Origin of the sequence: Caenispirillum salinarum, from assembly GCF_044803115.1 — a bacterium.
Classification (GTDB): Bacteria; Pseudomonadota; Alphaproteobacteria; order Rhodospirillales; family Rhodospirillaceae; genus Caenispirillum; species Caenispirillum salinarum_A.
Genome location: NZ_CP085224.1, coordinates 1,743,082 through 1,766,260 on the forward strand (window position 1 = coordinate 1,743,082; position 23,179 = coordinate 1,766,260).

Sequence of the window (23,179 nt, forward strand, 5' to 3'; positions counted from 1 at the left end):
ATAATAAGGAAAGGGACTGAAACGGCATGTTCGACCTGACCGAGAAGACCGTCCTGGTCACCGGCGCCTCGGGCGGCATCGGCGCGGAGATCGCCAAGACCCTGCACGCGCGCGGCGCCGTCGTCGGCCTGTCCGGCACCCGGAAGGAGGCGCTGGACGCCCTGGCCGTCACGCTGGGAGACCGCGTCCACGTGCTGCCCTGCAATCTGGGCTCGGCCGAGGACGTGGAGCAGCTGATCCCGGCGGCGACCGAGGCCATGGGCGGCATCGACATCCTGGTCAACAACGCCGGCCTGACGCGCGACGGCCTCATCCTGCGCATGAAGGACGAGGACTGGGACCAGGTGATCGCGGTCAACCTGTCGGCCGCCTTCCGCCTGTGCCGCGCCGTCGCCAGGCCCATGATGAAAAAGCGCGCCGGGCGCATCATCAACATCACCTCCATCGTCGGCCACACCGGCAATCCGGGGCAGGCCAACTATTGCGCGTCCAAGGGCGGCATGACGGCCATGTCCAAGTCGCTGGCGCAGGAACTGGCGAGCCGCGGCATCACCGTGAACTGCGTCGCGCCGGGCTTCATCGAGACGGCCATGACCGACAAGCTGTCCGACGACCAGAAGGCCAAGCTGAACGCCGGTATCCCCGCCGGCCGCATGGGCACGCCCGACGACATCGCCGCCGCCGTGGTCTTCCTGGCGAGCGACGAATCCGCCTACATCACCGGCCAGACCTTGCACGTCAACGGCGGCATGGCGATGATCTGACACCTGTTTCGGCCGCGGCTGCGCTTGACTCCCGGTTCGGGCGCGTTACGTGTGGTCAAGGCCGGACAAGTGTGCTACCAAACGCCGATCCCCGGCTTGATTCCGGGTATTTGGCGTACCCGATCGTACCGACACACAACACTTTGTGAATTTGAGGATTGACGACATGAGCGACGTCGCCGAGCGCGTTAAGAAGATCGTTGTGGAACACCTCGGTGTCGAGGAGTCCAAGGTCACCGAAAACGCCTCCTTCATCGACGATCTGGGCGCCGACAGCCTGGACACCGTCGAGCTGGTCATGGCCTTCGAGGAAGAGTTCGGCGTCGAGATTCCCGACGACGCGGCCGAGAAGATCCTGACCGTCAAGGACGCGATCGAGTTCATCGAGAAGAACTCGAAGTAAGGGCGGGCGCGCTGCCGCGATACGGTCCGGCGGCGCCACCCTCCTTGAGGCCCTGGCGCAGCGCGCCGGGCCGTTTCAGAGGTAGATATCGAGAGAGCCATGAGACGAGTTGTCGTCACCGGCGTCGGCCTAATCACGCCGCTGGGTAGCGGCGTCGAGGGCAACTGGACGCGCCTGATCAACGGCGAAAGCGGCATCCGCGCCATCGAGCGATTCGATGTGTCGGATCTTCCGGCCAAGATCGCCGGGCAGGTGCCGACCGACGAAAACGAGCCCTACCGGTTCAACGCCGACGATGTCGTGCCCGCGCGCGACCGCCGTCGCATGGACCCCTTCATCGTCTTCGGCATGGCCGCCGCCATCCAGGCCATCGAGGACGCCGGCTGGACGCCGGAGGACGAGGACGAGCGCGAACGCACCGGTGTCATCATCGGGTCGGGCATCGGCGGCCTGGGCAGCATCGCCAACGCCGAGGACACGCTTTCGCGCGGCGGCCCGCGCAAGCTGAGCCCGTTCTTCATCCCGTCCTCGCTGATCAACCTCGTCTCGGGCCACGTGTCCATCAAGTACGGCTTCAAGGGGCCGAACCACGCGGTGGTCACCGCGTGCTCGACCGGCGCCCACGCCATCGGCGACGCCAGCCGCATCATCAAGTACGGCGATGCCGACGTGATGGTCGCCGGCGGTGCCGAAGCGGCCATCTGCCGCCTGGGCATCGGCGGCTTCGCCGCCGCCCGCGCCCTGTCGACCGGCTTCAACGACACCCCGGAAAAGGGCTCGCGCCCCTGGGACAAGGACCGCGACGGCTTCGTCATGGGCGAGGGCGCTGGCGTCCTGGTGCTGGAGGAGTACGAGCACGCCAAGGCCCGCGGCGCCAAGATCTATGCCGAGGTTCTGGGCTACGGCATGTCCGGCGACGCCTACCACATCACGGCCCCGGCCGAGGATGGCAACGGCGGCTTCCGCGCCATGCGCAACGCCCTGAAGGACGCCAAGCTGGAGCCGTCGCAGATCGACTACGTCAACGCCCACGGCACCTCCACGCCGCTGGGTGACGAAATCGAGCTGGGGGCGGTGAAGCGCCTGTTCGGCGACCATGCCTACAAGCTGTCCATGTCGTCCACCAAGTCGGCCATTGGTCACCTGCTGGGTGCGGCCGGTGCGGTGGAAGCCATCTACTCCATGCTGGCCCTGCAGAACCAGATCGTGCCGCCGACGCTGAACCTCGACAATCCGTCGGAGTCCTGCGACATCGACCTGGTGCCGCACAAGGCCAAGGAACGCGAGGTCACCTACGCGCTGTCCAACAGCTTCGGCTTCGGCGGCACCAACGCCTCGCTGGTGATGGGCCGCGCGCCGTCCTGACGACGGCGTCGTGAGGCCCGCGTGCCAAGCACTCTGCCGACGGGGCGGGCGAGTTTGATCGTCCGCCCCGTTCGCGTCTTCACCTGACCGCAGTCCGCCGAGGATCGGCCACCGATGAAACGCGCTCTTCTTGCCCTCGTCCTCGTCGTCATCCTGGCCGGTGCGGGGCTCGCCTACGGCCTCTACTGGTTTGCCGGCGAAACCTTCACAGCCCGGGGCCCGCTGGAGGAACCGGTGATCGTGGAGGTGCCCAAGGGATCCGGCCTGGCCCGCATCACCGAGACCCTGGCGGATGCCGGCGTCATCGCCGACCGCGACGTCTCCAAGCTGATCTTCAAGCTCAAGGTCCGCGAAAGCGGCAAGGCCGCCGGCCTGCATGCCGGCGAGTTCCAGTTCGCGCCCGGAGTCTCCATGGCCGAGGTGACCGACATCCTGGCGTCGGGGAAGGTGGTGGCGCGCTTCCTGACGGTGGCGGAGGGGCTGACGTCGCCCGAGGTCATGGCGCTGGTAAGCCGGGCCGAGGCGCTGACGGGCGCGGTTCCCGAGCCGCCGCCCGCCACGGGCACGCTGCTGCCGGAAACCTACCACTATACCCGCGGTGACAGCCGGGCGGCGGTGGTGGCGCGCATGGAAGCCGCCATGAAGGCGGCGCTGAACGACCTTTGGCCGACCCGCGCCGAGAACCTGCCCATCGACATGCCGGAGGAGGCCGTCATCCTGGCCTCCATCGTCGAGAAGGAGACGGCGCTGGCGTCGGAGCGGCCGCGGGTGGCGGCGGTGTTCGTCAACCGTCTGCGGCGCGGCATGCGCCTGCAGTCGGACCCCACCGTCATCTATGGCCTGGACCCCGAGGACGGCGACCTGGGGCGGCCGCTGCGCAAGTCCGAGCTTGAGAAGGAAACGCCCTACAACACCTATGTCATCGGCGGCCTGCCGCCGGGACCCATCGCCAATCCGGGGCGGGAGTCCCTGGCGGCGGTGCTGAACCCGGCGGAGACGGATGACCTGTACTTCGTCGCCGACGGCACGGGCGGCCATGCCTTCGCCAAGACCCTGCGTGAGCACAATCGCAACGTCGCCAAGTGGCGGCGCATAGAGCGCCAGCGGGCGGGCGAATAGCAGATTTCGCCGGGGGTCGAAACGTTACGGTATCAATCCCATTGCCAGTGGCGGCAGAGTGCGGCATGATTCGCGTCAAGAGTGCGGCACGCACCAGAGAACGAGAGAGCGGGAGCACCCGGAAATGCGCAAGGTCCTGATGAGCATGGCGCTCACGGGCCTGATCCTGGGGGTGGCGCTGAGCACCCAGGTCGGGCTTTTCGTCGTTCAGCCGTCCGCCGCGCCGTCGGTGCCCGATGGCCTGACATCCGTGTCGGCGCCGGTGGCGAAGCCGGCCGAGGCGCCGGTGGGCATGGTGTATCTGCTGACGCGCGCGTCGGACATGCGCTTCCTCGACAGCCCCGACGCCATCTGCCGCCGCCAGTTCGACCGCGACAACGATGCCTGCCGCGGCCTCGTGCAGGGCTGGGTCATGCGGGAAAGCCGCGTGCTCGCAACGCTGCCGTACTCTGAAGCCCTGTGGCGCATGGCGAGCGGAGGCGGGTGAGAACGTCGAGATTGTCTCGACGTTTTATCGACGTTCTGTGGCTAGCCGGTGCCTGCGTCGGCGTAGGGTGCCGGGTCTGTCCAATGCCTATCCGCCCTTCGCCGGCATCCGCCGGGTGATGGCGTCCACCAGCCCGTCGGGCAGGGCCCCGGCCAGCCAGCTTCCCATGTAGGTGGGCAGGGGAAAGGCGATGCGGCCCCTGTCGCGGGCCAGGCCCCGGCGGATGATGCGCGCCGCCTTCTCGCCGGACATGAAGAACGGCATGGGAAAATCGTTGGCCGCGGTGATGCGGCTTTCCACGAAGCCGGGGCAGATGACCGACACCCGCACGCCCTCGGGCCCGAGCCAGCCGCGCAGGGCCTCCCCCCAGGTCTTCACCGCCGCCTTGCTGGCGCAGTAGGCCGGCGCGCCGGGAAAGCCGCGAAAGGCGGCCATGCTGCTCACCAGCGCGATCTGGCCCGCCCGGCGCTCGCGGAAGCGGGGGATGAGGGGCAGGACGGTGTTCATCACCCCGTCCACGTTCACCGCCATGATGCGCCGCGTCTGCTCGGCGCTTTCGCCCAACAGCCCGCCCTGGCCGCCGGATGCCGTTCCGGCGGAAATGCCGGCGTTGGCCACCACCAGGTCCAGCGGGCGGGTCGCGTCGGTCTCCAGCACGAAGGCTTCCATGGCGTCGCGGTCGGCGACGTCGACGATCCGCCCCTCGGCTTCCGCGCCACCGGCCCGGCAGGCGTTGACCGCGTCGTCCAGGCGCTCGCGGTTGCGGCCGGTGAGCGTCAGCCGCACCCCCGGCGCGGCGTATTCCAGCGCCAGCGCCCGGCCGATGCCCGACGAGCCGCCGGTGATGAGGATGTGGCGGGGGTCCGGGGTGCGGCGGCTCATGGGTGGCGGGACTCCTCGTCGGTTTCGGCGGGCAGGCTTTCATCGTCGAGCACGGCACGCAGCATGACCGCCAGCGGCGGCAGGTCGCCGGTCACCGTGCGCCAGAGGATCTCCGGGTCGACGGAGTGGTATTCGTGGATGAGTACGTGGCGGATTTCCGCCAGGTCCTGCCAGGGCACGCGCGGATGGGCGGCGCGCACCGGTTCCGGCACGCGGGCGGCGGCCTCGCCGATGATCTCCAGGTTCCGCGCCACGGCGTCGATGGTCTTGCTGTCGGCGACGAAATCGTCCTCCGTCAGGCCGGCGATGTAGAGGCGGCAGCGGTCGATGGCCTCCAGCATGTCGTCCAGGCGCACGCGCCAGTCCTTGTAGCTCATGTCAGAGGACCCTCACCGATTCGCTCAGCACCCGGTCGCGGATCCGCGGCTTGAGGTTGGCGGGCGTGACCAGGTCCACGGGGCGTTGCAGGATGCCCTCCAGCAGGTGTTTCAGTTCCACGAACTCCAGCATGCCGTCGGGCCGTCCGGGAAGAAACTCCACCAGCAGGTCCACGTCGCTCTCGCGCCGCGCGGCGTTGCGCACCACCGAGCCGAACAGCGACAGCCGCGCGACGCCGAATCGCTCCAACTCGTGCAGGTGGCGCTTGAGACGCCAGAGCACTTCCTCGCGCCGGGCGGGATTGGACTTGCGCAGCCGTGCCGCGTAGCGCTTCAGGGCGCCGGCGCGATCGCGCGGGACGGTGACGGTCAGCTCGGTCATTTCGGTATCGTCGGAGCCCGGATGCCGGCGGTGGCGCGGGCGGCGGCTCTTGCGGTGGGATGCTCTGCTCATGATGGCCATCCTACGCCCGCGCCGCCGTTGTGGGGAAGGGGCATGCGCGGGTTGTTGCCCGGGCCGCGCGAGGCTATAACCGGCGGACGAACGAGGACCGAGAGGACGTTATCCGTGCCCATCGCCAGCATGACAGGCTTCGCCCGCGCCGAAGGGGCCGATCCCACGCGGTCCGGCACCACCTGCATCTGGGAGGTGCGCAGCGTCAACGGCAAGGGCCTGGAGACCCGCTGGCGCATCCCGCCCGGCTACGACGGGCTGGAGATCGCGGTGCGCGAGGCCGTGGCGAAGCGGCTCAAGCGCGGCAACGTTTCGGTCACCCTGACGGTCTCCGGGGCCGACGAGCAGCCCTCCTACCGCGTCAACGAGGCCCTGCTCGACCAGATCATGGACGCCGCCCGCCGCTGGCAGATCAAGACCGGCGACGTCGCCGGGGTGCAAATGCCGCGTCTGGACGGCCTGCTGGCGCTCAAGGGCGTGCTGGAGCAGGTCGGCGAGGAGGAACCGGACGCGCAGGCCCGCGAGGCACGGGACGCCGCCCTCATCGCCGTTCTGGACGACGCCCTGGTGAAGCTGGCCCAGGCCCGCGCCGACGAGGGCGCGCGGATGGAGACCGTGCTTGTCGGGCATCTGGACACCATCGCCGACCTGGTGGAGCAGGCCGCCGGCACCGCCGCCCTGCGGCCGGAGGCCGTGAAGGCCCGCCTGCGGGAACAGGTGGCGGCGCTGGTCGACGCGCAGACGCAGGTCTCCGAGGACCGCCTGGCGCAGGAACTGGCGCTGCTGGCGGTCAAGGGCGACGTGCGCGAGGAACTGGACCGCCTGCGCGCCCACATCGCCCAGGCCCGCGAGCTGATCGCCGCGGACAAGGGACCGGTGGGCCGGCGGCTGGACTTTCTCTGCCAGGAGTTCAACCGCGAGGCCAACACGCTGTGCTCCAAGGCCCAGGACGTCGCGCTGACGCGCATCGGGCTGGAGTTGAAGGCCGTCATCGACCAGTTCCGCGAGCAGGTTCAGAACATCGAGTGATCGAGTGAGAGAAGGGCTCAAGCCCGCCGAGGGGGAAGCAACCATGTCTGTCGCCGTGTCGTCGTCTTCGTCGTCCCAGTCCACTTCCTGCGCCGTCGACCAGGGCGCCGGCGCCGGCGGCGGCCAGCCGTCCGACGGCATCCGGCGCCGCGGCCTGATGCTGGTGCTGTCCTCGCCCTCGGGTGCGGGCAAGACCACCATCTCGCGGTCCATGCTGGAGCGGGACGACAACCTCGCCATGTCCGTCTCGGTCACCACCCGCCCGCCCCGCCCCGGCGAGGAGGATGGTCGCGACTATCATTTCATCGGCGTGGAGACCTACAAGCGCATGGTCGACCGGCAGGAACTGCTGGAGCACGCGCGGGTCTTCGACAACTTCTACGGCACGCCCAAGGGGCCGGTCATGGACAGCCTGGCCGGCGGGCGCGACGTGCTGTTCGACATCGACTGGCAGGGCACGCAGCAGCTTGCGGCCAACGCCCGCCAGGATCTCGTAAGCATCTTCATCCTGCCGCCCACGGTCGACGAACTGGAGCGCCGCCTGCGTGGCCGTGCCCAGGACAGCGACGACGTGGTGCGCAAGCGCATGGCCAAGGCAGCCGACGAAATGAGCCACTGGCCGGAATACGACTACGTCGTGGTGAACAACGATGTGGAGCAGTCCATCGCCAGCGTCACCGCCATCCTCCACGCCGAGCGCCTGAAACGCACGCGGCAGGTGGGGCTGGCGGAGTTCGTCAACGGCATGCGCGGCGCCGAGGCCGATTGATTGCCGCCGGGCGCCGAGGACCGTACCTTCAGGGAACCGGCAGCCGGAGTTACGCCATGACCGACCGCACGCCACGCACACGCACCGTCACCGTTACCCTGACCGAGGAACAGGCGGACTTCATTGCCGCCGCCGTGGCGCGGGGGGAATGCACGGACGCCGCCGAGCGGTGGCGGAAGGGGTGGAACATCCGCCGGGCATGAACTGGGACCTGCCCCAAGCGGGACCGGAACGCGATGCTTGGGACGTCGTCCTGAAAGATGCGGCGGACCGCGGTCGCGCGGATATCGAAGCCGGACGGTACGTGACGCTTCGGTCCGACGCCGAGATTGAAGACTTCGTTCGCGGTCTTGGTCGGGAAGCGGAAGCCAGGGCCGAAGCCCGCCGGAGGGACAGACGGCGTGCATAATTTCCGCCTGACGGCTGCCGCGGACGCCGCACTGTCTTTGACTCTTGAATAAAGCAGTTTTCAGTACGGGCCCTTGGCGCGGGAGCGATACGAAAACCTTTTCATTCAGGCATTTCGTGACATCGCCACCGATCCGGGCCGGACAGGAGTCGTCGTGCGCGATGACATCGCGGCCGGGATGCGGCTTTACCACGTGCGCTTCAGCCGGTCCCGCTATGCTCCGCCGGGGCAGCGCGTTCACAAGCCGCCTCACATCCTGCTCTTCATTGAGCGCGAGAAACGGTAAAGGTCCTCGATGGTCTTCATGAACGGATGGATGTCGCCGCCGCCGCCCGACGCGCCGCCATTCGCCCGGCCGATGTGCCGTAGAGCCACCCTCCCGCCGCAAATGGCGCTTTTCATCGGGCTGCCGGCGTCCTAGGTGAGGGACATCGCTTCGCTTCCCCATCCACAGGAGGTCCGCCCGATGGAATACCTGCACACCATGGTTCGTGTCAGCGATCTGGACAAGTCGCTGGACTTCTACTGCGACAAGCTTGGCATGGTGGAGGTCACGCGGAAGGAGAGCGAGCAGGGCCGCTTCACGCTGGTGTTCCTGGCAGCCCCGCAGGACCTGCAGGAGGCCGACCGCGAGACGGCCAAGGGCGAGGCCGCCGCCAGCGCCGTCAGCTTCAATACGCCCATGATCGAGCTGACCTACAACTGGGACCCCGAGGAGTACACGGGCGGCCGCAACTTCGGTCACCTGGCCTTTCGGGTCGACGACATCTACGCCACCTGCCAGACACTCCGCAACGGCGGCGTGACCATCAACCGCCCGCCGCGCGACGGCCGCATGGCCTTCGTCCGCTCGCCCGACGGCATCTCCATCGAGCTGCTGCAGAAGGGCGAGGCCAAGGCCCCCGAGGAGCCCTGGGCGAGCATGGAGAACACCGGCTCCTGGTGAGCGGTGCAGCGCCCGGTCGGCGGGTGCCCGACGCGGCCGGCCCGGTCTATTCCGCCGCGATGCGCGGGGCGCGGTCGGTGCCTGCCGCGGCACCGCCCGCGGTGGGGTTGTCCAGCAGCAGGGCCGTGTCCAGGTCGAAGGCCTCGGCCAGCCTGCCGCCCAGTGCATCCAGTTCGGCGATGCTGGCAATGCGGCCGAACTCCTGGGCGTCGCGGCACAGGCGGGCGTGGCGTGCCACGTCGGCCATCATGTCCTTGGCGCCGGTCGTATCCCCCACGAGCCGGCCCTGAAGGTGGCCCTCCTCTGCCGCGCGGGTCAGGCGGGCAAGGTCGCGGGCATTGGCGTCATCCATGACCATGCCGCGGGCGTAGCGTCCGTTGATGTCGCCGATCAGGCCGACGATCAGGCCCGCCAGCGCCCGCATTCGGTGGGCGCTCAGGGCCCGGCGGCAGGCCTGCTGGTCGCCGGCAACGGCGTCCGCATCCTTGCGCTTGAGCGCCTTGGCCTCCAGCACGTTGACCGGCGTGATGATCGGCGCCTGGTGCCCCGGGCGCGGCGCGGCGCGGCGCTCGGGCCCGACGTAGTCGGACGTGACGACGAAGGGCTTGCGCGCGTGGATCAGGTTGTGCAGCCGCTGGTCCAGATAGCCCTCGGACCACGGATGGATCAGCAGGTCGTCGGCGCCGCTGTCGACACCCCGGCGCACGGTGTCCGGCGCCGCTTCCGACAGCACGGCGATGATGGGCGTGAAGGGGTCGACGCGGCTCATGCCCGTGCGGATGCGGCGAAAGTAGCCGCTGGCGTCGCCACCGGGAAGGTCCAGGGCGGCGATGATGATGTCGGGCTTCACCCGTTCCGCCGTCTCTTCCAGGTCCTGCACCGTCTCCGCCCACTCGGTGTCGCGGAAGCCCATGTAGTACAGGCTGGACCTCAGCACCTGCAGGCGCGGCTTGCGCGAATCCGCGACGATGGCGGTGACATTGTTGAAGAAATACGTGTGAGCCATGGCGCCTTACCCCTGTTTCGGCGCCGCCACCCGTCTCCCCCGGGACGACCGCGCCGCAGACCCTGTCGGCGTTAAATCGTAAGACTCATAAGACGCTCGTCGTGGGTATAGGGTCGACCTGTAAAAAAGGATATTCGCAGCGCAAAGGTGTGTTGCGCTGCATCAAAGGCAGCGTGCCAGCGCGCAGAAATCCTCGACCGACAGTTCTTCCGCCCGTGCGGTCGGGGCGAGGCCGGCCCGCGCGCACAGTGCCTCGCCGTCGCCGCCGGCCAGCGTTTTCAGGCTGGCGCGCAGCATCTTTCGACGCTGCCCGAAGGCGGCCGCCGTCACCTTTTCCAGCGTCGCAAAGTCCGCCTCGCACAGGGGCCGGCTGCGCGGCGTCAGGTTGACCACCGTCGAGATGACCTTGGGCGGCGGCGTGAAGGCGCGCGGATTGATGTCGAAGACCGGCTCCACATGGCACAGCCACTGGGTGATGACGGACAGGCGGCCGTAGTCCTTGGTGCGCGGCTTTGCCACCAGCCGGTCCACCACCTCCTTCTGGAACATCAGCGTCATGCCGGCCAGAACGTCCAGGCGCTTGAGCCAGCCCAGCAGCAGGGGCGTGGCGACGTTGTAGGGCAGGTTGGCGACGATCCGCCGGGGCCCGTCGCCCAGGGCCGCGACGTCCACCTCCAGGGCGTCGGCCTCGATGACCTCCAGCCGTCCGGGCCAGCGCTGCGCGATCTCTGCCAGGGCGGGCAGGGCGCGGGGGTCGCGTTCGATGGCGATGACCTTGCGGGCGCCGGCGTAGAGCAGCGCGCGCGTCAGGCCGCCGGGGCCGGGCCCTATCTCGACCACCGTGCCCTCGTCGATGGCTCCGGCCGCGCGCGCGATGCGGCCGGTCAGGTTGAGGTCCAGAAGGAAGTTCTGTCCCAGGCTCTTGCGCGCCGCCAGGTCGTGGCGGGCGATGACGTCGCGCAAGGGCGGCAGGCCGTCGGCGGCCAGTGTCTCGCCCGGGGCGGCGTCGTGCAGGGTGGGCTGGCTGCGGGTCATGCGGGCATTGTCCGGCGCAGGGTGGTCATCTCGCCGGCCATGCGCAGGGCGGCGCACAGGCTGGTGTCGTCGGCGGCACCCGTGCCCGCGATGTCGAAGGCGGTGCCGTGGTCGGGCGACGTGCGGACGAAGGGGAGGCCAAGCGTCACGTTGACGCCGCCGGCGAAGTCGATGGTCTTGAGCGGAATCAGGGCGTGGTCGTGGGTCATGCACAGCGCCGCGTCGTAGCGCGTGCGGGCGGCCTCGTGGAACAGGGTGTCGGCGGGCGCCGGGCCGAAGGCCTCGATCCCCAGGGCGCGCAGGTCGGCGACGGCCGGGGCGATGATCTCGATCTCCTCGCGCCCCATGACGCCGCCCTCGCCGGCGTGCGGGTTGAGCGCGGCGACGGCCAATCGCGGGCGGGCGATTGCGAAGTTCCGGCGCAGGCCCTCGGCGGTCAGGCGGCCGATCTCCACGATGGTCTCGCGGCGCAGGGTCTCCACGGCCGCGCGCAGGGACAGGTGGACCGTGACCGGCACGACGCGCAGACCGGGACACGCGAGCATCATCACCGGCGTGGCGCCGCCCGCCAGTTCGCCCAGGAATTCCGTATGGCCGGGGTGCCTGAACCCGGCCTGCTTGAGCACCGCCTTGTTGATGGGGTTGGTCACCACGCCGCCTGCTCGCCCGTCGGCCGTGAGGGCGACCGCGCGCTCGATGGCGGCGACAACGGCCGGGCCATTGGCGGGATCGGGTTGCCCCGGTTCGACGGCGGCGGGCAGATCCTGGCGCAGCACGGGCAGGGCATCGGGGAAGACGGCCAGGGCCTCCTCGGGCGCCGTGATCTCGCGGACGGTCGCCGGCACGCCCAGCCGGGCCGCCAGGGCTTCCAGGCGCTCGGGGCTGTCGATGACGAAGAACGGCGGCAGCCGGCGGTCGCCGGCCGCGGTACCGGAGCGCCGGGCGTAGGCGGTCAGCGTGATGTCGCCGCCGATGCCCGCCGGCTCGCCCATGGTCACCGCCAGCGGCGGGGCGGGCAGGGGCGTGGGCTCGGTCATGTCGGCCTCCCGGGTGTTGGAACGGGGCGCCCGGCGCCGCCGCCGCGCATCAGAGTCGGACGTCAACGATGGCGGCGCGGCGCAGGTCGCGCAGGCGGCGCTGGGACAGGGATTCCACCTTCTCCTGCTTGATCTGCTGGCGGACCGCCTCGCGGTCGGGCAGGCCGCCGGAGCCCGAGCGGTCGCAGATCATCGCCACCACCTCGCCGCCGGCAACCGGAACCGACCGGCTGGCCTGCTCCTCGGGCAGGTCGGAGATGGCGGCGGCGACCGCCTGGGGCAGGTCGCCCGGCGTCACCGTGCCCACGCGGCCGGAGCCCGGCGTGCCGATGTCTTCGGCCAACGCCACGAACTCCTCGCACGAGCGCGTCGCCTGGGCGCGTTCGGTCAGGGCGGCGCGGCGTTCCTCGGTCATGGCGTTGGCGCCCGTGTCGGGCAGCATGATCTGCGCCAGATCCAGCCCCTGTCGGGCCGGTGCCTGCGCCCCGGCGACGCGCTTGCCGCGCACCAGAAGGATGGTGTAGCCGGCGGCGGTCCGCACGGGCGGCGTGATGCGGCTTTCCGGCGTCTCGGCGATGGCCTCGCGCAGTTCGGGCTCCAGCGTCGGCAGCGGGACCCAGCCCATGTCGCCGCCCCGCGCCGCCGAGGGATCGCGGCTGAACTGCTGGGCCAGCGCCCGGAAGTTGGCGCCCGAGGCGATCTGCTGGGCCAGGCGTTCGGCCGCCTGGCGCACCTCGGCCTTGCGCGTCGGGTCCTCGACGGGCAGGTAGATCTGGGCCAGCAGGGCCTCGGGCTTGCCCTGGACCTCCTTCAGCTGCTCCAGGCGCGCGTCCACTTCGGACTCGCTGACGGTCACGCGGCCGGCGAGGGAGGACTGCACCACCTTGATCCAGGCGATTTCCGCCCGGACCTGGCGCTCGAAGGTGCCGAAGGGCACGCCGGCCTGGGTCATCTGCTGTCGGAGCGCGCCGGGCGGCAGGTTGTTCTGGGCCTCCACCTGGCGGATGCCCTCGGCCATGTCGGACTCAGCGACTTCGATCCCCAGGCGCTCGGCCTCCTGCATGCGCAGGGTCTCGCCGATCAGCCCCTGGAGGACCTGCGGCAGCAGGCGCTGGCGGGTTTCCTGGCTGTCGGGCAGGTTCGACGTCGCAATGATGAAATCCATGCGCGTGATGATGTCGCGCAGCGACACCGCGTCCTGGTTGACCACAGCCGCGATGCGCTGGATGTCCTGGGCGGCCGCCGGGGATGCCGACAGCGGCAGGGCGCCCGGCGCCAGGGGGGCGGCGGACAGCAGCAGCGCGGCGGCAAGGCCGGCGGCGGCGACCCGGCGGGCGCGGTGGCGCAGCCGGGCGGCGGAGCGCGGCGCGGACGCGGACGCGGCGGAGCGGGGGCTGGCGGTCTGGATGCTCATGTGCTGTCTCGATACCATCGTGCGTGCATGCGGGCGGGGGCGGCCTACTGCTCGTCCTGAAGCTGATTGGAGCCGATGTTCACTTCGCCCAGGGTCTTGAAGACGATGCGGAACATGGCCGAGAACCCGCCCTGGTAGTCGCGGTCGGCGGTGTAGTCCCGCGTCATCGTGGCCTGAAGGGAGAAGCACTCGTCGTCATAGAGGCCTCCGGCGTACCAGTTGATGGGCTCTTCCTTGTCGTCGAGGTTCCACCGTGTTCCGGCGAACAGGGTCCAGTACCGGCTGAAGCGGCTATGGGCGCCGACCGTGATTTCCTCGCGGTCGCCGAACTGGTCGTCGACCGTGGTCTCGCCGACGGCCTGCAGGTAGTTGGCCGACAACCGCAGGACCGGAAGACCGCCCGACGCCGAGACCTCGGTCAGCTTGGGCTCCAGGTCCTCGCGGTCGAGGCGGAACCGGGTCGAGGCGTCGAAATAGGACGAAATGTTGACCGTCGCACGGCCCACGTAGTCGGAAAATTCTTCGTCCAGCCCAGATTCCGGGCCGAAGAAGCCGTCATCGTACATATGCCAGCTCTGGCCGAACAGCGCCGACGCCGAACTGCCATCGGGCCAGTAGCCGGCCCAGCGCACGCCGTAGTTGGCGCGCGGGCCGTTCTCGACACGGTCCCATCCGGTGAAGCGGTTGTGCGAGAACAGGTTCGTGGCGTCGAACTCGAAGTCGCGGCTGTCCTCGTTGGGGATCTCGTCCTTGTTCTGGCCGCGCGGGCTGATGTAGACGGACGCCACCGGCTCCAGCACCTCGCGGAACCAGCCGTTGTCGCGGGTGAACGGGAACCGCCAGCTTGCGCCCACCGTCGGGATGACGCGCGCCACGGTGCCGGAATCGACGGTGCGGAAGGTGGCTTCTTCGGCGGTGTCGACGATATAGGCGTCGGCGCGCAGGGCCGCCGACAGTTCGGTGACGTCACCCAGCGAGCCGTAGTGAATGTAGTTCCACGATCCTTCCGCCGCAACGCGCGTGGTGTCGGTGCCTTCGCTGCGGGTCAGCGACAGGCCGCTGGCGTCGAAGGTCCAGTAGACGCCGGCGTCGGTGGGGGCGCTGGAGTGGCTGTAGGTCAGTTCGGGCAGCACCCGCGGCACACGGCCGGGGTCCGTGCCGACGCGCAGTTCCTGGAAGTAGAATCCGCGGGCCCGGGCATAGGTGCGGCGCCGGAAGCCCTCGAGATAGGCCTCGTTCACCAGCCACGCATCGGAGCCGTAGTCGTATTTGCGCATGTAGGTGTCGTCGGACGCCATGTTGAGGTCGACGCCGCCCCGCCAGGTCGGGTCGAAGTGCCATTCGAGCTTGGCGCGAAGATGATTGCGGATGCGGTCGTTGCCGTCGACGTTGGTGTCGGGGTCGACGTTGTTGTCCTGGGTGATGCTGCCCTGCACCTCCATCATGCCGGAGGTGTAGAGGCCGCGGTACTGCGCCTCGAGCACCGGCCCCTGAAGGTCGGTCCACCGCACCGCGCTCAGCAGGTCCTGGCTGTCGTCGATGACGAGGTAGTAGGGCACGGTGATCTCGGTGCCCAGGTCCTTCGAGGTGCCGTAGGACGGCGGCAGGAAGCCGCTCTTGCGCTTGACCGTCGGGTCGGGGTGCGACAGGTACGGCGTGTAGAACACGGGCAGCCCGGCGGCCTCCAGCCAGACGTCGCGGTAGTACACCGTCTTGTCGACCTCGTCGTGCGTCACGCGCCGGGCGCGCAGGCGCCACAGCGGCGCCGCGTCGGGGTCCTCGCACGGGTCGCAGGCCGTGTAGATGGCCCGGCGCATGGTGCTGACCTCGTTCTCGCGGGTCATCAGCTCGCCCGACGCGCGCGAGCGGTCGGCCAGCAGAAGCGTCGCCTCGCGCGCGAATCCCGACTTCATGTCGCCGGTCAGCTCGGTGTAGTCGAAGAAGTAGACGGTGCCGTCGGTCTCCACCAGGCTGACGGTGCCCTCGGCGGTGACGCGGTCGGCCACGGTGTCGTAGCGGACCGTGTCGGCGCGCAGCACGCGGCCCTCGTAGACCATCTCGACGCCGCCGGTGGCCGTGATGACCTCCTCGGTTTCGTCGTAGCTGAGTTCATCGGCGACGACGGAGGCCCGCGGCTGCCCCTCCTCGGTCGGCGGAACAGCCGGCGGCGTGTAGGGCCGCGGCAGGTTGCGAAGCTGCTGCCGCGGAATTTCCGGCCCCAACGCGCGAAGGGGCGCCAGCCGGTCAGGCGGGATCTCGGGGCTGGCCAGGGGCCCGCCGCCTTGAGTGATGCGCTCGGAGACCGGCTCGCCCAGTTCGCCGGGCGGGTCGATCGCCACGGCCGCCGGCTCCGGCTCCGGCGCCTGCTCTGAAGGTGCGGCGCCCTGCGTCGCCTGCACCTGGGCCGTCTCCCACAGCGGCGGCGAGGGCGTCCAGCCCGGCCCCACCGCCGCGCTCGCCGGTGCGGTCCCGAGCGGGAGGGCGGCGACGGCCAGCGTCAGGCTGAGCGCCGCGGCAGAGGAAGAAAGCATGAGATGCCGGCGCTTCATGATGGTCCTCCGGCCGTGGCCGCGCGTGGGGCAGGCGGTGCCTTTCCTCCCGAGGAGGCGCGCGCCATGATGCCCAGCGCAATGAGCCCCGGGACGATGGCGGCCACGTAGATCAGGGGAATGAGTGTGAGGGAATCGCTCGCCAGATTGACGGCGGCCAGTCCGAACGACTGGGCGAGGATCATGGCGGAGACGCCGCCGATGACGCGGCGGCCCTGGCCGTGACGGTTGAACGGGCCGGTCAGCATGGTGGCCAGCGCAATCAACGCAAAGCTGATGTTGAGCAGCGGCGAGGCAAGACGCTGGTGTGCCTCCACGCGGAACTTGCGCGTCTCGCTTTCGCTGCTGGCGTCGGCCGTGAGCAACTCGATCAGCGGGCGCTCGCGCGCGTCGCGGTAGCGCGGGCCGGCATCGCCGCCCAGACTGCCCAGCTCCATGACGTGACGGTCGAAGTACAGCAGAGACAGCTGCCCCGTGCCCGGCGTGACCTCCTGCCGGTTGCCGTTCTCCATGAGGATGCGCGGCGGGCCGCTTTCCGGCTGGACCAGGGCCCCGCGCTCGGCCATCACCGTTACCGGGGCGGCGGCCTTCCGCTTGTCGTGGATCAGAAGCCCGATCAGCGTGTCGTCCGGCCCGGTGTCGCGGACGTACACGGTCAGGTTTTCCTCCAGTTCGTTGAAGGCGCCGGCTTCCAGCACCAGTCCGGCGACGTCGTTGCGCACCTTCCAGCGGGTTTCCCGGAAGGTCTCCACCGACAGCGGCGCCACATAAAGCGTCAGGCCGTAGGTGATGAGCATCAGGACGAAGGCCAGCAGAAGCGCCGGCCGCGCCAGCCCGAAGGGACCAAGGCCGACGGCGCGCATCACCACCAGCTCGCGGTCGCCGTTGAGGCGGTTGTAGGTGAACAGGATCACGGCGAACAGCGCGATGGGCAGCACGATGACCAGGAAGCTGGGCATCAGCAGCATGGTCATCGATATGAAGGTGCCCATCCCCAGGCCCTTGCTGATGATCGTTTCGATCAGCCGAAGGGACTGGGTCAGCCACAAGATGACGGCCAGCCCCGCCGCCACCAGCAGCGTGCCCGTCGTCAACTGTCGCAGGATGTAGCGCGTGATCATTCGCATGGCGGCGGATTATAGGGGGATGAAGGTGCGGGAAACCAGCGCGAAATATCCCCCGCTGCCCGGTCGCGGCCACGACTGCCGCGCGGCCCGCCATCCGTCCGCCGCGGGGTACCTGAACACCGCCTTCCGAGGGAGGGCCGCACGTCTTGTGCGCGTGGAATCGGTCTGGTCGGGGACTGTTCCCGCGCCCTTGTTCGGCTATAGTGGGAACAAGGTGCGGGCCGGCGTCCGCACCATCTGCCGCTGCCGAATGATCCGGGGGACGTCATGTCGAGCCAGGACCACTTCCCGCCTGCCGCCTCAGTGGACGAGGACGATCCCTTCGCCGGCGGCATGGCGTACCGCCCGCGCCGGCCCGACCCGGCGCCGCCGGACGGAGAAGAGAGCGGGGCCGGCCGGCGGCGCGGCGCGCGAACCGCCGGCAGTGACGCCCCGGTGGAGCGGCGGCGGCGGTCGCGGCGCCAGCGGGGGCGGGCGCATCGCAAGTCGGTTCTGGCGCTGGCCGGGGTAGTGGCGGTCTTCGGCGCCGTCATCGGCGTCGGCGGCGGGTTCGGCATGGTCTGGCTGATGCGCGACAGCCCCTTCGCCGCCGTCGCCTCACCCGAGGAGCAGGCGGCGCGCAGCGAGTTCATGGCCGCCTGCGTCAAGACGCTGCCGTCCATCGATTGCGGCTGCCTCTACGACGATGCCCGGCCGGCCTTCGTGCCGGAATACCGTGCCGCCGTGCTGCGCCTGATCGACGAGCGCCGCGACCTGCCGGTGCGGCTCCAGCGCATCCGGTCGGAAAAGCTGCTGGGGCCGGACCTGGCGAAAACCGTCTGGGAAGCGGCCTACCGCTGCTCCGACGGCTGAGGCGCGGGGGCGGAGGAACAGCGCAGCAGCCGCACCAGCGTCACGGCCGCCAGGAACACGATCAGCGCGCCCAACTGATGCAGCACGCCCAGCGAGACCGGGACGACCGCCAGAAGCGTGGCGATCCCCAGCGCCATCTGGCCCACCGCCAGGGCGCCCAGCGCGGCCGCCGTGGCGCGGGCGCGGCGGGGCAGGGGCGCACCGGTCCGCCACGCCCAGGCGGCCAGTCCCAGGGCGAAGGCGACCAGCGCCGTCGCCAGAACGCGGTGCTGGAACTGCACGGTGGTGATGTTGTCCAGGTGGTTGACCCACCAGGGCGCGTGCAGGTGCAGCCCCTCGGGCACAAGGTCGCCGTCCATCAGCGGAAAGGTGTTGTAGGTCAGTCCGGCGTCCAGACCCGCGACCAGCGCGCCCGAGAGGATCACCAGGAACACATAGCCGAGGAACGCCCGCGCGCCCGCCGCCAGCCGACGGGCCGGGGGCGGCACGGCGTGGCCCGGTTCCTCCAGCCAAAGGTCCAGCGCCAGGCGCCACAGCAGGCCCAGGATCAGCACGGCGAGGCCGAGGTGCGCGGCCAGCTTGACCGGGCTGACCATGGGCTGCTCGACGAGGCCGCTCTGCACCATGATCCAGCCCACCAGCCCCTGCATGCCGCCCAGCACGAACAGCGCGCCCAGCTTAAGGCCGAGGCGCGCGTCGATGGCGCCCTTGACGAGGAACACCAGGAAGGGCACCGCAAAGGCGATGCCGATGATGCGGCCCCACAGGCGGTGCAGATACTCCAGCCAGAAGATGCCCTTGAATGCCTCCAGGCTCATCCCAGCGTTCTGTAGCAGGTATTGCGGGGACTGGCGGTAGGCGTCGAAGGTTGCCTGCCACTCGGTCTGGGACAGCGGCGGCAGGATGGTGAACAGTTGCCACTCCACCATGGACAGGCCCGAATCCGTCAGGCGCGTCGCCGCGCCCAGGCAGGCCATGAAGACGACCATGCCGCTCAAGGTGAACAGCCAGGCGGCCAGGGCGCGGCGGCGGGGCGAGGGAACGGCGGCGGTTCCCGGCGCGCCGGACGGGGCGACACCCCTGGGCAGGGCGACGGAGGGCGAGGACGACGGCATGCGGCGGTGGACCTCCCTGTTTCACCAGTCTGTTTTCCAGGATGATGCGGTGGCGGCGGCGCGGCTTCAAGGCTAAAGCCGCAGCGGCGAAGTAGGATTTGACCGCCCGCCGAGGGTCCGCCCGCCGCGAAACCGTTTGCCGCGCGGCGGATGCGGCGTTACAACACGGCCTCGACGCTTATCCCTTACAGCCCCGGCCGGCATTTTGATGAACGAGTCCAGCAAGCCCGAAGCCCCGCTGTCGGCGGCCACGCCCATGGTCCCCGACCTGTCGGTGATCGTGCCCGTCAAGAACGAGGCAGAGAACATCCTGCCCCTCATCACCGAGATCGACGCGGCCCTGAACGGCTTCATCGACTTCGAGATCGTCTATGTGGACGACGGCTCCGACGACGAGACGCCGGCCCGCCTGCGCGAGGCCAGGGACAAGTTCCCCAGCTTGCGCGTCGTGCGGCACCGTCGCAGCTGCGGCCAGAGCCAGGCCGTCGCCAGCGGCGTCAAGCACGCCCGCGCGCCCTGGATCGCCACCCTGGACGGCGACGGCCAGAACGACCCGGCCGACATTCCCGACATGATCCGCCGCCGCGACCAGGAGGCCGCCGCCTCGGCCGGCGACGCGGCGCTGGTGATGATTGCGGGCCACCGGCAGAAGCGCAAGGACACCTTCATCCGCCGCCTGTCGTCGAAGGTCGCCAACGGCGTGCGCTCGTTCATGCTCAAGGACAGCACGCCGGACAGCGGCTGCGGCCTGAAGCTGTTCGCCCGCCAGACCTTCCTGGACATGCCGCGCTTCGACCACATGCACCGCTTCCTGCCGGCGCTGATGATCCGCGCCGGCGGCAAGGTGGTCAGCGTGCGCGTCAACCACCGCCCGCGCGAACGGGGTGTGTCCAAGTACGGCGTGTGGAACCGCCTGTGGGTGGGTATCGTCGACCTGTTCGGCGTCGCCTGGCTGCGCAGCCGCGCCCGCATCCCCACCATCGAGCACCACGACTGATCCCGGCTCCGTGACCTCCGACCCTTCCGCCGCATCCCGCGATGACGCCGCGCCCGCCGAGGACGCCGAGACGCTGGACAGCCCCGGTGCCGAGGCATCGTCGGGCACGAAGGGGTTGATCAAGGGGCTGGTGATGATCGCGGGCCTGGTGGCGCTGGGCTTCGCCGCCCGCGCGCTCGGCCTTGTGGACCTGCTGGACCCGGCGTGGCTGGATGAAGAGGTACGCGGCCGCGGCTTCTACGGCGAGCTGATCTTCGTCGCCGTCGGCGCGGCTCTGACAGGCATCGGCCTGCCGCGCCAGCTTGTCGCCTTCGGCGGCGGCTATGTCTTCGGCCTGTGGGAAGGCATCGCGTTCGCCCTTCTGGCCCAGATGATCGGCTGCATGGCGGCCTTCTGGTATGCGCGCCTGTTCGGCCGGTCCTTCGTGCGCCACCGCTTCGGCCGGCGCATCGGCAAGGTGGACGCCTTCCTGCGCGGCAATCCCTTCACCATGACGCTGCTGATCCGCTTTCTGCCGGTGGGCAGCAACGTGGTCACCAACCTGGCCGCCGGGGTGACAAGCGTGGGCGCCGGGCCGTTCCTGGCCGGCTCGCTGCTGGGCTACCTGCCGCAGACGGCCATCTTCGCCCTGCTGGGAACCGGCATCCACGTCGACCCGGAATGGCGCATCACCCTATCGGTGGCGCTGTTCGTGGTCTCGGGCGTGATCGGCGTGTGGCTCTACCGCCGCATCCGCCGCCAGCGCAGGCGCGCCCGCGCGGCCTGAGGCGCTTGCGGGCGGCGCCGGTCCTTCGGCGCAAATCCTTCATCGGACGGTCATGCGGCCCGGACTTGACAGGCCTTCGCCACCGGATTACCTGTTTTGGCACTCACGGCGGGGGAGTGCTAACAGCCGAGTCGGCGCCGGCGCCCTTCCGCCCCTTATTTTTCGTTCGTCTCTTTGACTCAATCATCGGGACCATTCCCCATAAGGAGGAATTCCATGAAGTTTCGGCCGCTGCACGACCGTGTCCTGGTCAAGCGCAAGGAAAGCGAAGAGAAGACCGCCGGGGGCATCATCATCCCCGACACGGCCAAGGAAAAGCCGCAGCAGGGCGAAGTGATCGCCGTCGGCCCCGGCGCCCGTGGCGAGGACGGCCAGATCGTCGCGCTGGACGTCAAGGTCGGCGACAACGTCCTGTTCGGCAAGTGGTCGGGCACCGAGGTCACCATCGAGGGTGAGGATCTCCTCATCATGAAGGAGACCGACATCATGGGCATCGTCGAGTAAGGACCCGCGTCGGCGCGGGGCAAGGCGCCGCGCCGCCCTCCTGATCTCCGATCCCACCGATCCCAAGAATTCAGAAAGAGGTTTCAAGCCAATGGCTGCCAAGGAAGTGAAATTCGGCGTCGACGCCCGCAACCGCATGCTGCGCGGCGTTGACATCCTGGCCGACGCCGTGAAGGTGACGCTGGGTCCCAAGGGCCGCAACGTGGTGCTGGAAAAGTCCTTCGGCGCCCCGCGCGTGACCAAGGACGGCGTTTCGGTCGCCAAGGAAATCGAGCTGTCCGACAAGTTCGAGAACATGGGCGCCCAGATGGTCAAGGAAGTCGCTTCCAAGACCGCCGACATCGCCGGTGACGGCACCACCACCGCCACCGTGCTGGCCCAGTCCATCGTCCGCGAGGGCGCCAAGTCGGTGGCCGCCGGCATGAACCCGATGGACCTGAAGCGCGGCATCGACATCGCCGTCTCCAAGGTCGTCGAGGACCTCGCCAGCCGCACCCGCAAGATCGGCACCTCCGGCGAAGTCGCCCAGGTCGGCACCATCTCCGCCAACGGCGACACCGACATCGGTGACATGATCGCCAAGGCCATGGAGCGCGTCGGCAACGAGGGCGTCATCACGGTCGAGGAGGCCAAGGGCCTGGAGACCGAGCTGGACGTCGTCGAGGGCATGCAGTTCGACCGCGGCTACCTGTCGCCGTACTTCGTGACCAACGCCGAGAAGATGGTCGCGGAGCTGGACAACCCCTACATCCTGATCCACGAGAAGAAGCTGACCAGCCTGCAGCCGCTGCTGCCGGTGCTGGAGTCCGTGGTGCAGTCCAGCCGTCCGCTGCTGATCATCGCCGAGGACATCGAGGGCGAGGCCCTGGCCACGCTGGTGGTCAACAAGCTGCGCGGCGGCCTGAAGGTCGCGGCCGTGAAGGCGCCGGGCTTCGGCGACCGTCGCAAGGCCATGCTGCAGGACATCGCCGTGCTGACCGGCGGCGAGGTCATCAGCGAGGATCTCGGCATCAAGCTCGAGAACACCACGCTGGACATGCTGGGCCAGGCCAAGACCGTCTCCATCACCAAGGAAGACACCACCATCGTGGACGGCGTCGGCTCGCGTGACGACATCGACGCCCGCGTCAACCAGATCAAGGCGCAGATCGAGGAGACCACCTCGGACTACGACCGCGAGAAGCTCCAGGAGCGTCTGGCGAAGCTGGCCGGCGGCGTGGCCGTCATCAAGGTCGGCGGCGCCACCGAGGTCGAGGTGAAGGAGAAGAAGGACCGCGTCGACGACGCCCTTCACGCCACCCGTGCGGCCGTCCAGGAAGGCATCGTCGCCGGCGGCGGCGTGGCGCTCCTGTACGCCATCAAGGCGCTGGAAGGCCTGGAAGGCGGCAACGCGGACCAGAAGGTCGGCATCGAGATCGTCCGCCGCGCCCTGCAGACGCCGGTGCGCCAGATCGCCGAGAACGCCGGCCACGACGGCGCCGTGATCGCCGGCAAGCTGCTGGAGAAGATGGACGTCGACATGGGCTTCAACGCCCAGACCGGCGAGTTCGTCAACATGGTCCAGGCCGGCATCATCGACCCCACCAAGGTCGTGCGTGCCGCCCTGCAGGACGCCTCCTCCATCGCGGGCCTGCTCATCACCACCGAAGCCATGGTGGGTGAGATCCCCGAGAAGAAGGAAGGCGGCGCGCCCGACATGGGCGGCATGGGTGGCATGGGCGGCATGGGCGGCATGGGCTTCTAAGAGCCCGACCGTCCGGCCACCGGCCGAAC

Annotated in this window: 24 protein-coding genes; 14 read left to right on the top strand and 10 right to left on the bottom strand. The window is 69.4% G+C overall.

Translation table 11 applies throughout. The features are described 5' to 3' along the window. Positions 1-26: 26 nt before the first annotated feature. The 5 genes from fabG (at position 27) to LG334_RS07880 (ending at position 4,138) form a co-directional block, all read left to right on the top strand. Positions 27-764 carry a 3-oxoacyl-[acyl-carrier-protein] reductase gene (gene fabG / locus LG334_RS07860; RefSeq protein ID WP_404384947.1) on the top strand — a complete coding sequence of 246 codons (738 nt, stop codon included), beginning with the start codon at positions 27-29 and terminating at the stop codon, positions 762-764. A 166-nt stretch (positions 765-930) separates the two neighbouring features. After that, positions 931-1,167: an acyl carrier protein gene (locus LG334_RS07865; protein WP_009540671.1), complete on the top strand. Its 237-nt coding sequence runs from the start codon at positions 931-933 to the stop codon at positions 1,165-1,167. Between the two features lie 99 nt (positions 1,168-1,266). Then, entirely contained in the window at positions 1,267-2,532 is a 1,266-nt protein-coding gene (gene fabF / locus LG334_RS07870) for a beta-ketoacyl-ACP synthase II (RefSeq protein ID WP_404384949.1), read from the top strand. A 114-nt stretch (positions 2,533-2,646) separates the two neighbouring features. Then, positions 2,647-3,651 carry an endolytic transglycosylase MltG gene (gene mltG, locus LG334_RS07875; protein WP_404384951.1) on the top strand — a complete coding sequence of 335 codons (1,005 nt, stop codon included), beginning with the start codon at positions 2,647-2,649 and terminating at the stop codon, positions 3,649-3,651. Between the two features lie 124 nt (positions 3,652-3,775). Next, on the top strand, positions 3,776-4,138 hold the full coding sequence (locus LG334_RS07880) for a hypothetical protein (protein WP_404384953.1): 363 nt from the start codon (positions 3,776-3,778) through the stop codon (positions 4,136-4,138). Between the two features lie 87 nt (positions 4,139-4,225). On the opposite strand, the gene LG334_RS07885 is transcribed toward LG334_RS07880, so the two are convergent. From LG334_RS07885 to LG334_RS07895, 3 genes are read right to left on the bottom strand one after another with little or no spacing between them, the layout of a single operon-like run. Further along, on the bottom strand, positions 4,226-5,020 hold the full coding sequence (locus tag LG334_RS07885; protein WP_404384955.1) for an SDR family NAD(P)-dependent oxidoreductase: 795 nt from the start codon (positions 5,018-5,020) through the stop codon (positions 4,226-4,228). Next, positions 5,017-5,397: a DUF86 domain-containing protein gene (locus LG334_RS07890; protein ID WP_404384957.1), complete on the bottom strand. Its 381-nt coding sequence runs from the start codon at positions 5,395-5,397 to the stop codon at positions 5,017-5,019. The genes LG334_RS07885 and LG334_RS07890 overlap by 4 nt, the downstream gene beginning before the upstream one ends. A 1-nt stretch (position 5,398) precedes the next feature. After that, complete coding sequence (locus LG334_RS07895) at positions 5,399-5,851, bottom strand: nucleotidyltransferase family protein (protein WP_404384959.1); 453 nt, start codon at positions 5,849-5,851, stop codon at positions 5,399-5,401. A gap of 114 nt (positions 5,852-5,965) precedes the next feature. On the opposite strand from LG334_RS07895, the gene LG334_RS07900 reads away from it, so the two are divergent. From LG334_RS07900 to gloA, 4 genes are all read left to right on the top strand, one after another. Further along, complete coding sequence (locus tag LG334_RS07900) at positions 5,966-6,880, top strand: YicC/YloC family endoribonuclease (RefSeq protein ID WP_404384961.1); 915 nt, start codon at positions 5,966-5,968, stop codon at positions 6,878-6,880. A gap of 157 nt (positions 6,881-7,037) precedes the next feature. Further along, positions 7,038-7,649 carry a guanylate kinase gene (gmk, locus tag LG334_RS07905; protein ID WP_404386327.1) on the top strand — a complete coding sequence of 204 codons (612 nt, stop codon included), beginning with the start codon at positions 7,038-7,040 and terminating at the stop codon, positions 7,647-7,649. A 56-nt stretch (positions 7,650-7,705) separates the two neighbouring features. Then, a complete protein-coding gene (locus tag LG334_RS07910; RefSeq protein WP_404384963.1) occupies positions 7,706-7,852 on the top strand; it encodes a hypothetical protein in 147 nt (48 codons plus the stop codon). Positions 7,853-8,524: 672 nt separating this feature from the next. Beyond that, positions 8,525-9,004, top strand: a complete 480-nt coding sequence (gene gloA, locus LG334_RS07915) for a lactoylglutathione lyase (protein WP_404384965.1) — start codon at positions 8,525-8,527, stop codon at positions 9,002-9,004. Between the two features lie 46 nt (positions 9,005-9,050). Here gloA and LG334_RS07920 read toward each other — a convergent pair whose 3' ends face one another. The 6 genes from LG334_RS07920 to lptF all read right to left on the bottom strand — a co-directional run bounded on the left by LG334_RS07920 (position 9,051) and on the right by lptF (position 17,172). Beyond that, the gene (locus LG334_RS07920; RefSeq protein ID WP_404384967.1) at positions 9,051-10,010 is read right to left on the bottom strand and encodes a two-component system response regulator; all 960 of its coding nucleotides are present in this window, start codon (positions 10,008-10,010) and stop codon (positions 9,051-9,053) included. Positions 10,011-10,172: 162 nt separating this feature from the next. Then, positions 10,173-11,045 (bottom strand): 16S rRNA (adenine(1518)-N(6)/adenine(1519)-N(6))-dimethyltransferase RsmA, encoded by an 873-nt coding sequence (rsmA, locus tag LG334_RS07925; RefSeq protein ID WP_404384969.1) that lies wholly within the window; start codon positions 11,043-11,045, stop codon positions 10,173-10,175. Next, positions 11,042-12,082, bottom strand: a complete 1,041-nt coding sequence (pdxA, locus tag LG334_RS07930) for a 4-hydroxythreonine-4-phosphate dehydrogenase PdxA (protein ID WP_404384971.1) — start codon at positions 12,080-12,082, stop codon at positions 11,042-11,044. The genes rsmA and pdxA overlap by 4 nt, the downstream gene beginning before the upstream one ends. Positions 12,083-12,131: 49 nt before the next feature. Next, positions 12,132-13,496, bottom strand: coding sequence for a peptidylprolyl isomerase (locus LG334_RS07935; RefSeq protein ID WP_404384973.1), 1,365 nt, complete (start codon positions 13,494-13,496; stop codon positions 12,132-12,134). A 44-nt stretch (positions 13,497-13,540) separates the two neighbouring features. Next, positions 13,541-16,045, bottom strand: coding sequence for an LPS assembly protein LptD (lptD, locus tag LG334_RS07940; RefSeq protein ID WP_404384975.1), 2,505 nt, complete (start codon positions 16,043-16,045; stop codon positions 13,541-13,543). Further along, a complete protein-coding gene (gene lptF, locus LG334_RS07945; protein ID WP_404384977.1) occupies positions 16,042-17,172 on the bottom strand; it encodes an LPS export ABC transporter permease LptF in 1,131 nt (376 codons plus the stop codon). The genes lptD and lptF overlap by 4 nt, the downstream gene beginning before the upstream one ends. A 267-nt stretch (positions 17,173-17,439) precedes the next feature. On the opposite strand from lptF, the gene LG334_RS07950 reads away from it, so the two are divergent. Further along, positions 17,440-18,024 (top strand): hypothetical protein, encoded by a 585-nt coding sequence (locus LG334_RS07950; protein WP_404384979.1) that lies wholly within the window; start codon positions 17,440-17,442, stop codon positions 18,022-18,024. Here the strand turns inward: LG334_RS07950 and LG334_RS07955 are convergent. Further along, entirely contained in the window at positions 18,003-19,139 is a 1,137-nt protein-coding gene (locus LG334_RS07955; protein ID WP_404384981.1) for a COX15/CtaA family protein, read from the bottom strand. The genes LG334_RS07950 and LG334_RS07955 overlap by 22 nt on opposite strands. Before the next feature lie 208 nt (positions 19,140-19,347). Between LG334_RS07955 and LG334_RS07960 the strand changes: the two genes are divergently transcribed. The 4 genes from LG334_RS07960 (at position 19,348) to groL (ending at position 23,150) form a co-directional block, all read left to right on the top strand. Then, complete coding sequence (locus tag LG334_RS07960; RefSeq protein WP_404384983.1) at positions 19,348-20,136, top strand: glycosyltransferase family 2 protein; 789 nt, start codon at positions 19,348-19,350, stop codon at positions 20,134-20,136. Positions 20,137-20,146: 10 nt separating this feature from the next. Then, positions 20,147-20,902: a TVP38/TMEM64 family protein gene (locus tag LG334_RS07965; protein WP_404384985.1), complete on the top strand. Its 756-nt coding sequence runs from the start codon at positions 20,147-20,149 to the stop codon at positions 20,900-20,902. Between the two features lie 216 nt (positions 20,903-21,118). After that, a complete protein-coding gene (gene groES / locus LG334_RS07970; protein WP_009540693.1) occupies positions 21,119-21,406 on the top strand; it encodes a co-chaperone GroES in 288 nt (95 codons plus the stop codon). Between the two features lie 91 nt (positions 21,407-21,497). Next, positions 21,498-23,150, top strand: a complete 1,653-nt coding sequence (groL, locus tag LG334_RS07975; RefSeq protein ID WP_404384987.1) for a chaperonin GroEL — start codon at positions 21,498-21,500, stop codon at positions 23,148-23,150. The last annotated feature ends 29 nt before the right edge of the window (positions 23,151-23,179 follow it).